This window comes from Pseudomonas sp. 34 E 7, assembly GCF_900005715.1.
In the GTDB taxonomy this organism is placed as follows: domain Bacteria; phylum Pseudomonadota; class Gammaproteobacteria; order Pseudomonadales; family Pseudomonadaceae; genus Aquipseudomonas; species Aquipseudomonas orientalis_A.
In genome coordinates, this window is the sequence record NZ_CVTX01000141.1 from 95,608 (window position 1) to 108,227 (window position 12,620).

The 12,620-nt window shown below is 60.1% G+C and carries 14 protein-coding genes; 2 read left to right on the forward strand and 12 right to left on the reverse strand.

Annotated elements, in window-relative coordinates:
* Window positions 1-247: 247 nt before the first annotated feature.
* The 3 genes from BFP96_RS13870 to BFP96_RS13880 all read right to left on the reverse strand — a co-directional run bounded on the left by BFP96_RS13870 (window position 248) and on the right by BFP96_RS13880 (window position 3,334).
* On the reverse strand, window positions 248-1,861 hold the full coding sequence (locus BFP96_RS13870; RefSeq protein WP_065893403.1) for an NAD(P)/FAD-dependent oxidoreductase: 1,614 nt from the start codon (window positions 1,859-1,861) through the stop codon (window positions 248-250).
* A 106-nt stretch (window positions 1,862-1,967) separates the two neighbouring features.
* Window positions 1,968-2,639, reverse strand: coding sequence for a COG3650 family protein (locus BFP96_RS13875; protein WP_065886135.1), 672 nt, complete (start codon window positions 2,637-2,639; stop codon window positions 1,968-1,970).
* A 95-nt stretch (window positions 2,640-2,734) separates the two neighbouring features.
* Complete coding sequence (locus BFP96_RS13880; RefSeq protein ID WP_065886136.1) at window positions 2,735-3,334, reverse strand: short chain dehydrogenase; 600 nt, start codon at window positions 3,332-3,334, stop codon at window positions 2,735-2,737.
* A 104-nt stretch (window positions 3,335-3,438) separates the two neighbouring features.
* On the opposite strand from BFP96_RS13880, the gene BFP96_RS13885 reads away from it, so the two are divergent.
* Window positions 3,439-4,353 carry a LysR family transcriptional regulator gene (locus BFP96_RS13885; RefSeq protein WP_065893405.1) on the forward strand — a complete coding sequence of 305 codons (915 nt, stop codon included), beginning with the start codon at window positions 3,439-3,441 and terminating at the stop codon, window positions 4,351-4,353.
* On the opposite strand, the gene BFP96_RS13890 is transcribed toward BFP96_RS13885, so the two are convergent.
* The 9 genes from BFP96_RS13890 to BFP96_RS13930 form a co-directional block, all read right to left on the reverse strand.
* Window positions 4,344-4,829, reverse strand: coding sequence for a DoxX family protein (locus BFP96_RS13890; protein WP_065893406.1), 486 nt, complete (start codon window positions 4,827-4,829; stop codon window positions 4,344-4,346). The two genes, BFP96_RS13885 and BFP96_RS13890, sit on opposite strands and share 10 nt — an antisense overlap.
* An 11-nt stretch (window positions 4,830-4,840) precedes the next feature.
* Window positions 4,841-5,602: an HvfC/BufC N-terminal domain-containing protein gene (locus BFP96_RS13895; protein WP_065936427.1), complete on the reverse strand. Its 762-nt coding sequence runs from the start codon at window positions 5,600-5,602 to the stop codon at window positions 4,841-4,843.
* Window positions 5,599-6,477, reverse strand: coding sequence for an MNIO family bufferin maturase (locus tag BFP96_RS13900; protein WP_065936428.1), 879 nt, complete (start codon window positions 6,475-6,477; stop codon window positions 5,599-5,601). Before BFP96_RS13900 ends, BFP96_RS13895 begins: the two co-directional genes overlap by 4 nt.
* Window positions 6,478-6,500: 23 nt before the next feature.
* Window positions 6,501-6,797, reverse strand: coding sequence for a BufA1 family periplasmic bufferin-type metallophore (locus BFP96_RS13905; RefSeq protein WP_065893409.1), 297 nt, complete (start codon window positions 6,795-6,797; stop codon window positions 6,501-6,503).
* A gap of 169 nt (window positions 6,798-6,966) precedes the next feature.
* Window positions 6,967-7,668 carry an ABC transporter ATP-binding protein gene (locus tag BFP96_RS13910; RefSeq protein WP_010212366.1) on the reverse strand — a complete coding sequence of 234 codons (702 nt, stop codon included), beginning with the start codon at window positions 7,666-7,668 and terminating at the stop codon, window positions 6,967-6,969.
* A 1-nt stretch (window position 7,669) separates the two neighbouring features.
* Window positions 7,670-8,437 (reverse strand): high-affinity branched-chain amino acid ABC transporter ATP-binding protein LivG, encoded by a 768-nt coding sequence (gene livG, locus BFP96_RS13915; RefSeq protein ID WP_065893410.1) that lies wholly within the window; start codon window positions 8,435-8,437, stop codon window positions 7,670-7,672.
* Window positions 8,434-9,687 carry a high-affinity branched-chain amino acid ABC transporter permease LivM gene (locus BFP96_RS13920; protein ID WP_065886144.1) on the reverse strand — a complete coding sequence of 418 codons (1,254 nt, stop codon included), beginning with the start codon at window positions 9,685-9,687 and terminating at the stop codon, window positions 8,434-8,436. Before BFP96_RS13920 ends, livG begins: the two co-directional genes overlap by 4 nt.
* On the reverse strand, window positions 9,684-10,607 hold the full coding sequence (gene livH / locus BFP96_RS13925; RefSeq protein WP_065886145.1) for a high-affinity branched-chain amino acid ABC transporter permease LivH: 924 nt from the start codon (window positions 10,605-10,607) through the stop codon (window positions 9,684-9,686). The genes BFP96_RS13920 and livH overlap by 4 nt, the downstream gene beginning before the upstream one ends.
* Window positions 10,608-10,836: 229 nt before the next feature.
* Window positions 10,837-11,964 carry a branched-chain amino acid ABC transporter substrate-binding protein gene (locus tag BFP96_RS13930; protein WP_065886146.1) on the reverse strand — a complete coding sequence of 376 codons (1,128 nt, stop codon included), beginning with the start codon at window positions 11,962-11,964 and terminating at the stop codon, window positions 10,837-10,839.
* 341 nt (window positions 11,965-12,305) lie between these two features.
* Here BFP96_RS13930 and BFP96_RS13935 point away from each other — a divergent pair, with 341 nt between their 5' ends.
* Window positions 12,306-12,608: a DUF2288 domain-containing protein gene (locus BFP96_RS13935; protein WP_065936429.1), complete on the forward strand. Its 303-nt coding sequence runs from the start codon at window positions 12,306-12,308 to the stop codon at window positions 12,606-12,608.
* Window positions 12,609-12,620: the final 12 nt, after the last annotated feature.

Below are 12,620 nucleotides of genomic sequence, written 5' to 3' on the forward strand. Positions count from 1 at the left end.
TCTCCGGCTTGAATCCGTGGGCCGCCGCAATGGGCCATCCATGGCCCAGTGCGGCTAACCCGGCGTCCTGCCGGGTTGCCCACGGATTCAAGCCGGAGAGAGGCCAGCGTGGTTTAACGGGGCGCCTGAGATCAAGATCAAAAGCAGGTCAAGATCAAGAGCGACTCGCTTCGCATCGTGGTTACGGTTGAGCGCTACAGAGTTGTGTAGACACCTATGGCTATCGGGGGCCCCCTCCCACATGTTCTCAGGCTTCGATGCCCAGCATGTCCCGCGCCAGGGCCTCGGCAATCCGAATGCCATCGACGCCTGCCGACAGGATGCCCCCGGCATAACCCGCGCCTTCACCGGCCGGGAACAAGCCTTTCACGTTCAGGCTCTGCATCGATTCATTGCGGGTAATGCGCAGCGGCGATGAGGTGCGGGTCTCGATACCGGTCAAGACCGCGTCGTGCAGCGAGTAGCCTTTGATCTGCTTCTCGAATGCCGGCAAGGCTTCGCGGATGGCTTCGATGGCGAAGTCCGGCAGGGCCAGGGCCAAGTCACCCAGGGATACCCCCGGCTTGTAGGACGGTTCCACGCTGCCGATAGCCGTGGATGGCTTGCCTGCGATGAAATCGCCGACCAGCTGCGCCGGGGCCTCGTAATTGCTGCCGCCGAGCACGTAGGCATGGGACTCCAGGCGCTCCTGCAGTTCGATACCGGCGAGCGGTCCGCCCGGGTAGTCCACTTCGGGTGTGATGCCGACCACGATGCCTGAGTTGGCGTTGCGCTCATTACGCGAATATTGGCTCATGCCGTTGGTCACGACACGATTGGGCTCCGACGTCGCTGCCACCACGGTGCCGCCGGGGCACATGCAGAAGCTGTAGACCGAGCGACCGTTTTTGGCGTGGTGCACCAATTTGTAGTCGGCGGCACCGAGTTTCGGGTGCCCGGCGTATTTGCCCAGGCGTGCGGCGTCGATCAACGATTGCGGGTGCTCGATCCGGAAGCCCACCGAGAACGGCTTGGCCTCCATGTACACGCCACGGCTGTGAAGCATGCGGAAGGTGTCGCGGGCACTGTGGCCCAGGGCAAGGATCACGTGCCTGGAGAGGATGTGCTCGCCGCCATCGATGACCACGCCATTCAACTGGCCATCTTCGATCAGTACGTCGGTGACCCGCTGTTCGAAGCGTACTTCACCGCCCAGGGCGATGATCTGCTGGCGCATGTTTTCCACCACGCCGGTCAGGCGGAACGTGCCGATATGCGGTTTGCTGACATACAGAATCTCTTCCGGCGCACCGGCCTTGACGAACTCGTGCAGCACCTTGCGCCCGTGGAATTTCGGGTCCTTGATCTGGCTGTACAACTTGCCGTCGGAGAAGGTCCCGGCGCCGCCTTCGCCGAACTGCACGTTGGACTCGGGGTTGAGCACGCTTTTGCGCCACAGGCCCCAGGTGTCCTTGGTGCGTTGGCGCACTTCCTTGCCACGCTCGAGGATGATCGGCTTGAAACCCATCTGTGCCAGCAGCAGCCCGGCGAAGATTCCGCAGGGGCCGAAACCGACCACCACCGGCCGTTCGACCAGGCCTTGCGGTGCCTTGCCCACCACGTGGTAGCTGACATCCGGCGCCGGATTGACGTTGCGATCATCGGCAAACTTGAGCAGCAGGGCGGCTTCGTTCTTCACATTGAGGTCGACGGTGTAGATGAAGCACAGCTCCGAGGACTTCTTGCGGGCATCATAGCTGCGCTTGAACAGGGTGAAATCGAGCAGGTCATCACTGGCGATGCCCAGGCGCTGCACGATGGCAGGCCGCAGGTCCTCTTCGGGATGGTCGATGGGCAGCTTGAGTTCGGTGATTCGTAACATGACAGGATCCGGTAGGCGGCGGGCAACAAGGCCGGCTGTTTTGCAAACCGGCGATTATAAGCCCCAATAGGGTTTTTCCGTCAGGTTAAAACAGTGCGGGTGACGATCAGTCGTCCCGCGAGCCGCCAAATGCCGCGCAACCACGCTGTACCTGGCCGTTGACACGCAGCTCGGCGCTCATGTGTTGCAGGCTGCCGCTCACGCTGTCGACGCAGCGCTGCGGGGCGACCCACAATTCGATGTGCTGGTGATTGGCGTCGGTCATCAGGTTGAAGCGCCCATCGCCCAGTTGCTCTTCGACATAAGGCACCGCCAGAGGCGGCTGGCCTTCGCGCTCCAGCACCATGCCCTTGGCCGTGACGCTCATCGCCCAGGCCGGCTTATGGCCGTTTGCCCGCAGGATCATGCGTTTGAAGTCCGGGTCGTTGCAGGCCGATGTCGAGCGCTCGACACGGTACAGCTGTTGCAGGTCCACCGAGCCCTGGGTGCCGCTGGCGACGCCGGAAAACTTGCCACGCAAGTCGGCGAACAACGTGCCTTGCTGACCGGCCAGGGAGGCGGCTTCCTGCAGGATGCTGGTGCCGGCGGTATCGCTGACCACGTAGTTGCGCTGGTCCTGGCAGGGCTGGAACAACAGCTTGCCGTCAACCGCCGTCAGTTCGCCCTGCATGCGGGTCAGTCCGACAGTGGACAGCTTGGCCGGCTCGCTGTCGAACATCTGGCAAGCGGCGAACAAAGGGAACAGGGCGAGCAGGGTAAGGGTCGAGGCGGCACGCATTTTCGGTCTCCAGACAAGTGCCGTCACGTTACGCAGGCTCGCGCCGCATCACAAGCCCGCAGCCCAGCTTCAGGCGATTCTTACAAACCTGAAACTTAGCCCACGATAAACGTCTGACCGGTCTGCAAGCCCTCGACACTTTTTGCGTAGGCTAAAGCCACTTCGGCGCCGGCCACCGGTTTGAACCCACGGAAATAGGGGGCGTAGCTGCCCATGGCCTCCACCAGTACCGTCGGGCTCACGCTATTGATACGCAGCCCCCGGGGCAGTTCGATGGCCGCTGCCTTGACGAAGGCGTCCAGTGCGCCGTTGACCAGTGCCGCCGACGCGCCGGTGCGAATCGGATCACGGTTCAGAATGCCGCTGGTGAAGGTAAACGACGCGCCGTCATTGGCGAACTCCCGGCCGATCAACAACAGGTTGACCTGGCCCATCAGCTTGTCACGCAAGCCCAGTTCGAAGTCGGTTGCGCTCATCTCGCCCAACGCCACGAAGTTCACACTGCCTGCCGCGCAGATCAGCGCGTCGAACGTGCCGGTCTGCTCGAACAGCTTGCGTATCGAGGCGCTGTCGCTGATATCGACCTGGAAGTCGCCGCTGTTGCGGCCGATGGCGATCACGTCGTGACGCTGCGCCAGCTCTGCCTTAACCGCCGAACCGATCGTGCCGCCGGCACCAATCAAAAGGATTTTCATCGTGCTGTTCCTCCGGGAGTGAGATGAAGGTTAAGTCTAGAGTGGCTTTTTCCGTGGATAAACGCGCTAATGGGCAACCGTTGGTTTTCAATTGGAAACAATCGATGAGCGAAATGGACGATCTGGCGGCTTTCGCCGTATTGATCGAAGCCGGCAGTTTCACCCTGGCGGCCGAGCAACTGGGCTGCAGCAAGGGGCAATTGTCCAAGCGGATCAGCCAGTTGGAGGCGCAGTTCGGCGTGGTGTTGTTGCATCGCACCACGCGCAAGCTGAGCCTTACCGCCGCGGGTGCGGCGCTGCTGCCCCAGGCACAGGCGCTGGTGGTGCAGGTGGAACGTGCGCGTCAGGCCTTGGCGCGGCTCAAGGATGACTTGGCCGGTCCAGTGCGTATGACGGTTCCGGTTTCCCTGGGAGAGACGTTCTTCGATGGCTTGTTGCTGGAGTTTTCCAGGCAGTATCCGCAGGTGCAGATCGAACTGGAACTGAACAACAGCTATCGAGACCTGGCACGGGACGGGTTCGATCTGGGCGTGCGCTCGGGGGCCATCGAGAACGAGCGCCTGGTGGTCAAGCCGCTTTTGGCCTGGCACGAGATGACCTGCGCCAGCCCGGCCTACCTGCAACAGCACGGCGAACCGCTGCGCCCGGCGGACCTGGCGGGCCACACCTGTCTGCTCAACAGCCACTACAGCGGCCGCGAAGAATGGCTGTATCACCAGCAGCATGAGCTGTTGCGTGTGCGGGTGAGCGGCACCTTCGCGTCCAACCACTACAACCTGTTGAAGAAGGCCGCATTGGTGGGCGCTGGTATCGCGCGGCTGCCGTCGTACCTGCTGCCGACGGAACTGGCCGAGGGCCGATTATGCGCGCTGTTGCGTGACTATCAGACGCGCAGCCAGCCGATGTACCTGGTGCATCCCTACCAAGGTGGCCTGCCGCGACGCACCCAGGTGTTGGCCGACTACCTGGTGGACTGGTTCAAGCGCAGCGGTGCAACCCTGGATCGCCTTCAGCGGTAGCGCCGAGCGATCCAGTGGTCGATGGACAACCGGCCCGGGCCCTTGGCCACCAACAGTAATAACAGCGCAATCCAGGTGCCATGGGTGGGGTAGGCGTCTGGATAGACGAACAACTGAATGGTCAGGGTCATGCCAATCAAGGCCAGGGCCGAGAATCGCGTGGCCAACCCCAGCAGGATCAGTACCGGGAAGAAGTGCTCGGCAAAGGCTGCCAGGTGCGCGGCGACTTCGGGGGACAACAGTGGGACGTGGTATTCGCTGCGAAACAAGGGCAAGGTCGAGGCGGCAAGCCGGGGTTCACCCAGTTCGAAGGTGCCGCTGATCAGGTCGATGGCAAAGCCTTCAACCTTGGTTTGCCCGGACTTCCAGAACACCGCCGCAATGGAGAAGCGTGCGATAAAGGCGATCAGGCTGTAGGGGATTTTTTCGAAAAGGGCGATGGCCTGGGTCAGCAGGCCAGCAGCGGAACGGTTCATGGCGATACCTTTTATTCGAGGTGCAGATGAGTGATGGCGTCATGGCTGATCAACAGCGTCAGGCATTGATGCAGGTCGAATTCGGATGAGGCCTGCAAGGCGTGCTCCACTGCCATTTCCAGCCCCGTGCCTTGGTTCAGGCAGTTGATAAAGCTCACCGAACCGCTGTCGATGGCGAACGTCTTGACCGCTAACCCCTGGCGCAACACCACTGCATTTTGCGCAGGCCAGGGGCTGAAACCGGTGACATCGCTGTCATTCTGGTGAGCGGCCCATATCGCCACCACCGCATAGGGAGAGCGCAAGGTGGCGAGCGATGGATGCAATTGCAGGCTCAACTGCCCCAGATTTTCTTGACCCTGCAGGTGCTGAAGAATGTGCTGCTGACACAGCGTCGGCGTGTCGGCTGCGTGATAGGCACGTATCCGCAGGCGCTCCAGCCGTGCGATATCCGCCAGGTAGGGCACGCTGTCGGCCGGTTCGAATGCCTGGATAAAATCGGCGAGTCTGCTGCCGTACTCGTTGATCAACGGGCTGGTAGGCGGGTTAGCCTGGACGAAAAGGCTGGCCATGGCGCGGAAGAATTCATCGCCCACCAGTTGCAATGTCACCGGGTAACTGGCTGCCAGCGCATTGATCAACGAGCCCTGGACATTGTTGCGGTACACCGCAAAGCGGCTGGCGGGTTCGGCGCCGTTGCTGCTGAACAGGCCATCCGGGCAGCTACCGTGTGCCGCGAGCAGCGCATCGGCGAACGCGCTCTGAACACTCATGACATCACCTGCGCCAGGCAACGTTCGGCTTGCCGTGCCTCGGCGTACAGCACACTGAAGGCCGGCACCTGGTTATCACGCTCGATCAGTGTGGCCACCGGCCCCGTGCGTGTGAGCACCTGTTCGTAGAGCCGCCACACCGCATCGTCGATCGGCGCACCGTGATCATCGATGAGCAGTCGATCGCCCAGGCTGTCGGAATCTTCGGCAAAGCCGGCCAGATGTATCTCGCCGACGGCATGCAACGGTAGTGCATCGATGTAGGTCAGCGGGTCACGCTGGTGATTGATGCACGACACGTAGACGTTATTGACGTCCAGCAGCAACCCGCAGCCGGTGCGCCGGACGATCTCGCTGATGAAGTCGGTTTCGTCCAGGGTGGAGCGCTGAAACTGCACGTAAGTTGAAGGATTCTCCAGCAGCATCGGCCGCTTGAGCGTGCTTTGCAGCTGGTCTATGTGCGCGCATACCCGAGCCAGGGTTTGCGCATCGTAGGCCAGGGGCAGCAGGTCATTGAGAAATACCGGGCCGTGGCTGGACCAGGCCAGGTGTTCGGAAAACGAGTGGGGTTGATAGCGATCAATCAGCCTGACCAGTCGCGCCAGGTGCTCAGGGTCGAGTGGACCTTCGCCGCCGATGGAGAGCCCCACGCCGTGCAACGACAGCGGGTAGCCTTCGCGAATCAACCCCAGGTAGTGGTGAAAGGGGCCGCCGGCAACCATGTAGTTTTCGGCATGCACTTCAAAGAAACCAATGTCGGGTGAAGTTCCGAGCACCTCAGTGAAGTGCTCGTTCTTCAGTCCCAGTCCGGCCCGACGCGGCAGGCCGGGTACCTGAGCCTGGGAGACGGCTTGCAGGGATGAAAGGGTCATCATCAGTACTCAGGTTACGCGGGGTTTCAGGACTTTGCGGTGAAGGCTGCTTCCTGGCCGAAACCGGTCGGCGAGGTGGTGCTTGGGGTCTTGAGGCAGGTACCGGCTGGGACCAGTTTCCAGGCGTTGGCCTGGTCCTTGGTTTTGGACGTGCCGGCGCAGGAAGTGCCGGCGCCGGCGGCGCAGTCGTTCTTGCCGGCTTCGGCGACACCGAAGCATTTCTGCATGTCGTCGGCGGCATGGGCGGTGGTGGTCAGGCCGGACAGGCTCAGGGCTGAACCAAGGGCAAGGACGAGGGTAGCGGCGGACAGTTTGGTGGTCATGGTGTGTCTCCAGCAGCGGGTTGAGGTGGCAGGCTTGATTGCTTGCTCACACCACTAGAGACGGTACGGAGAAATTCGTTACAACGGCGTAGGAGAAATCTTTTTAAATCGTCAATAAAAAAGGAGTCGGTTTCCCGGCTCCTTTCATGGTCGTTACACTGCGAAGTCATCAACCGCCCAGATAGGCTTCACGCACCTTCGGATCCGTCAGCAATTGCTCGCCCGTGCCCTGCATCACTACCCGGCCGTTCTCCAGTACATAGGCGCGGTCGGCGATTTTCAGGGCCTGGTTGGCGTTCTGCTCCACCAAAAACACCGTCACGCCGTCCTTGCGCAGTTGTTCGATGATGTCGAAGATCTGCTGGATGATGATCGGTGCCAGGCCCAAAGATGGCTCGTCCAGCAGCAACAGCTTGGGCTTGCTCATCAACGCGCGGCCGATGGCGAGCATTTGCTGCTCGCCGCCGGACATGGTGCCGCCGCGCTGGCTGAAGCGTTCCTTGAGACGGGGGAACAGGTGCAGCACCTTGTCCATCTGCTCCTGGTAGTCGCCCTTGTCGGTAAAGAACCCGCCCATGGCCAGGTTTTCCTCCACGGTCAGGCGCGAGAACACGCGACGGCCTTCCGGTACCACCGCAATGCTCTTGCGCATGATCTGCGACGACTGCTGGCCCACCAGCTCTTCACCCATGTAGCGGATGCTGCCGCTGTGAGCCTGGGGCGAGCCGCACAGGGTCATCAGCAGGGTGGACTTGCCGGCACCGTTGGCGCCGATCAGGGTCACGATCTCTCCCTGGCGCACTTCCACGTTGACGCTGTGCAGGGCCTGGATCTTGCCGTAGAAAGTGGAAACGTTTTCGAATTGCAGCATTTTACGCTTCCCCCAGATAGGCTTTGATCACTTCGGGATTGTCGCGGATCTGCTCCGGCGTCCCGTCGGCCAGCGGCGTGCCCTGGTTGATCACCACGATATGGTCGGAAATGCTCATGACCAGTTTCATGTCGTGTTCGATCAACAGCACGGTGGCGTTGTTTTCCTCACGCAACACGCCGATCAGCGCCTTGAGGTCTTCGGTTTCCTTGGGGTTCAGGCCGGCCGCCGGTTCGTCGAGCATCAGGATCCGCGGGCGGGTCATCATGCAGCGGGCGATTTCCAGGCGGCGTTGCTGGCCGTAGGCGAGGGTGCCGGCCGGACGGTTGGCGAACTCGGTGAGATTGACCTTGTCCAGCCAGTATTCCGCGTACTCCATGGCCTCGCGCTCGCTCTTGCGGAACGCCGGGGTCTTGAACAGGCCTGCGAAGAAGTTGGTGTTCAGGTGACGGTGCTGGGCGATCAGCAGGTTCTCGACCGCCGTCATGTCCTTGAACAAACGCACGTTCTGGAAGGTTCGCACCACACCCTTGCGGGCGATTTCGTGACCGGCCAGGCCCTGGATCGGCTGACCGTCCAGCAGGATATTGCCGCCGCTCGGCTTGTAGAAACCGGTGAGGCAGTTGAACACCGTGGTCTTGCCGGCGCCGTTCGGGCCGATCAGCGCCACAACCTGTTTCTCCTTGACGGTCAGGGCAACGCCATTGACCGCCAGCAAGCCGCCGAAGCGCATGCTCAGATTTTCGACTTTCAGGATCTCGCGGCTCATTTGCGCAGCTCCATGTGTGGACGTTGCATGGGCAGCAGGCCTTGAGGGCGCCAGATCATCATCAGCACCATGAGTGCACCGAACATCAACATGCGGTATTCACTGAAGTCGCGCATCAGTTCCGGGAGCAGCGTCATTACCACGGCAGCCAGAATAACGCCCAGTTGTGAACCCATTCCGCCCAATACGACAATCGCCAGAATGATCGCCGACTCGAGGAAGGTAAACGACTCAGGTGTAACCAGCCCCTGACGGGCAGCAAAGAAGCTGCCGGCAAAACCGGCGAATGTCGCCCCGAGGGTAAATGCCGAGAGTTTGATCACTGTCGGGTTCATGCCCAAAGCACGGCAGGCGATCTCGTCTTCACGTAATGCCTCCCAGGCTCGGCCGATCGGCATGCGCAGTAAGCGATTGATCACGAACAAGGTCGCAAGCACCAGCAACAGCGCAATCAGATAGAGGAACACTATCTTGTCAGATCCGCTGTAAACCAAACCGAAGTACTCATGAAACGTTTGTCCGCCATCAGGCGCAGTTTTATCGAGCGGAAGACCGAAAAACGTTGGCTTGGGAATGTTGCTTATGCCGTTCGGCCCACCGGTGAGGTCAGTCAGGTTGCGAAGAAACAGACGAATTATTTCCCCGAAGCCGAGCGTCACGATTGCCAGGTAGTCGCCGCGCAGTCGCAACACTGGGAAACCCAGAAGGAAACCGAAGGTGGCAGCCATCATTCCGGCAATTGGCAGGCAGATCCAGAAGCCCCAGCCGAGGTAGTGCGACAGCAGTGCGTAGGTGTAAGCGCCAACAGCGTAAAAGCCTACGTAACCCAGGTCGAGCAAACCCGCCAGACCCACCACAATGTTCAACCCCAGCCCAAGCATCACGTAAATCAGGATCAAGATACCGATATCCACCGCACCTCGAGAGCCAAAAAATGGCCATACGAGGGCGGCGGCGATCAGGGCGATGATGATGTAACGCTGTGTACGCGGGAGGGTCAGGAATTGGCTGACCTTGGGTGAAACCAACGGACCACGATTGCGTTTGAATAACCCACCCAGCTGGTGGGTAAACAGTACCCGCAAAAACATCAGAACCGAACACACCGCGATGATGCTCAACGTCAGCGGCCCGGTGCCATGCACCTCCAGGTTGATCCCGACAATGCTCAGCTTGAGGCCGAGTACCGGAAAGGCCACGGCCCATACCAGCAAGGCGCTGAAAAACGCCGATTTAAGATATCTGCTCATACTTTCTCAACCTCCGGACGGCCCAGGATGCCGGTCGGACGGAACAACAACACCAGAACCAACAAGCCGAATGCCACGACGTCCTTGTACTGGTCACCGAAGATATCGGCGCCGAAGGCTTCGGCCACGCCCAGCACCAGCCCGCCGAGCATGGCGCCCGGGATGCTGCCGATGCCGCCCAGTACCGCCGCGGTAAAGGCCTTGAGGCCCACCAGGAAGCCGGCGTTGGGGTTGATCACGCCGTACTGCATGCTCAGCAACACGGCAGCAACGGCTGCGAGTGCGGCGCCGATCACGAAGGTCAGGGCGATGATGTTGTTGGTGTTGATGCCCAGCAGGTTGGCCATCTTGATGTCTTCGGCGCAGGCCCGGCAGGCGCGCCCCAGACGGGAGCGGGAAATGAACAGCGTGAGGCCGAGCATGGCCACCAGGGTGACGATGAAGACCAGGATCTGCATGTAGGAGATCAGCACTTCTTCCGCACCACCGGGACCGAAGGAAATGCTCCCCGGAATCAGGTTGGGAATCGACTTGTCCTTGGAGTCCTGGGACAGCAATACGGTGTTCTGCAGGAAAATCGACATGCCGATGGCGGAAATCAGCGGGATCAACCGGTTGCTGCCACGCAGGGGGCGGTAGGCAACACGCTCGATACTGTAGCCATAGGCACTGGTCACGACGATCGATGCCAGGAACGCAGCGGTCATCAACAGCGGCAGGGAGTGGATACCCATCATGGCCAGCCCGGCAAGGGCGATGAAGGCCACGTAGGAACCAATCATGTACACCTCGCCATGGGCGAAGTTAATCATTCCAATGATGCCGTAAACCATTGTGTAGCCAATGGCTATCAAGGCATAGGTGCTGCCAATGGTCAGGCCATTAACCAGCTGTTGGAAAAAATGATAGATCTCAGGCATTACAGCGCTCCTAAAAACCCGATACGCATTTCACTGGTGGAGTCATGTTCCGGCCCTGTGCTGTGTTCTGTGAGCACATTTGCACAAAGCGTTTGCCAGCGAACCGCTGGTGACGGTTTTAAGATTTTCAGGTGAGCCAGCGCCCGGATCGCGGGTGACAGGCCCATAAACCTCGTAAAACAAAGCCCACTGCTCTCACAGTGGGCTTGTTGGACCAGTAACGCCTGGCTTACTGAGGGGAAACTTCGGTTTTTGGTTTGCCGAAGTGCCATTCATAGACCACGAACTTGAAGTCCTTCAGGTCGCCCTTGGCGTCGAAGCTCAGTTCGCCGGTAGGGGTCTTGAAGGTACCGGCGTGGATGGCTTCGGCCACCTTGGCGGTGTCTTCGCTCTTGGCGGCCTTGATACCGCCGGCGATCACTTCGATGGCCGAGTAGGCCGGGAACACGAACGGACCGGTCGGGTCCTGCTTGTTCTTGGCAAACTCTTCAACGATGGCTTTGTTGGCAGGGTCGGTGTCGAAGGATTTCGGCAGGGTCACCAGCAGGCCTTCGGAAGCGCCCTGGGCGATTTGCGAGATGGAGTCGTTGCCGACGCCTTCAGGGCCCATGAACTTGGCGTTCAGGCCTTTTTCCTTGGCTTGGCGCAGGATCAGGCCCAGCTCAGGGTGGTAGCCGCCGTAGTAGACGAAGTCGACGTTGGCTTGCTTGAGTTTCTGGATGATCGAGGAGAAGTCCTTGTCACCGGCGTTCAGGCCTTCGAAGACGGCAACTTTGACGCCTTTTTCTTCAAGGGTTTTCTTCACGGCGCTGGCGATGCCTTCACCGTATTGCTGCTTGTCGTGCAGTACGGCAACGATTTTCGGCTTCACGTGGTCGGCGATGTAGTTGCCGGCCGCCGGGCCTTGTGCGCTGTCCAGGCCGATGGTGCGGAAGATCAGCTTGTAGCCACGGGCGGTGATTTCCGGGCTGGTGGCTGCCGGGGTAATCATGATGACGCCTTCGTCTTCATAGATATCCGACGCGGGCTGAGTGGAGCTGGAGCAGAGGTGACCGACCACGAACTTGACGCCGTCATTGACCACTTTGTTGGCGACGGCAACGGCCTGTTTCGGATCGCAGGCGTCATCGTATTCCTTGGCTTCAAGCATTTTGCCGTCTACGCCGCCCTTGGCGTTGATGTCGGCGATGGCCTGCTTGGCACCCATGAATTGCATGTCGCCGTATTGCGTTACGGGACCGGTCTTGGGACCCGCGATACCGATCTTGATGGTATCGGCTGCGAACGAATGGCCGGCAACCCCAGCCAGGACCATAGCGGCAAACAGTTTGGAAATCTGCTTAGTAGCCTTATTCATAGTGCTCCACTCTTACTGTTGTATTTTTTATAGTTCTAGCTGCCTTGTGAGCTGCAGAACCGGATCGGATATCGCGGATATCCCCCCGGCATTGCCCTGGCAACTGTACCGGTACAGTGTAGAGCGCCGGTTGATCGCTTGAAAAGCTGGCTGTCGGGGGCAAAACCGGGTTGTGTCGCTTAAATGAAAGAAAAAGACAGAATTGCGCCGGGGTTATACCAGCCTTTCAAGCATTCCCTGGCTTTTCCGACGCTTTCAATCGCTACCTCATTTGCTACTGGGTTTTTCTGACTGAGCCACGACGCTATGATTGCGCCGATTTTTTACTCAGGTGAACTCCCATGACGCAAGAACCTAGCACCCTCTATGCCAAGCTGCTCGGTGAAACCGCCGAAATTTCCTGGAAGGAGCTCGAACCGTTCTTTGCCAAGGGTGCCCTATTGTGGGTCGACGCCGGGCTGGATTTGATCGACGCGGCCGAGGCGATGGCCGAAGACAATCGCGATAAAGTCGCTGCCTGGCTGGCTGCGGGGAGCGTTGGCGAAGTGTCTGCGACGCGGGCGTTGGACCTGGTCGAGCGTGACCCGGGCCTGTGGGCGGTGGTGGTCTCGCCGTGGATTTTGATCCAGGAAAGGGCGGCATAAGAAAGTCGTGGT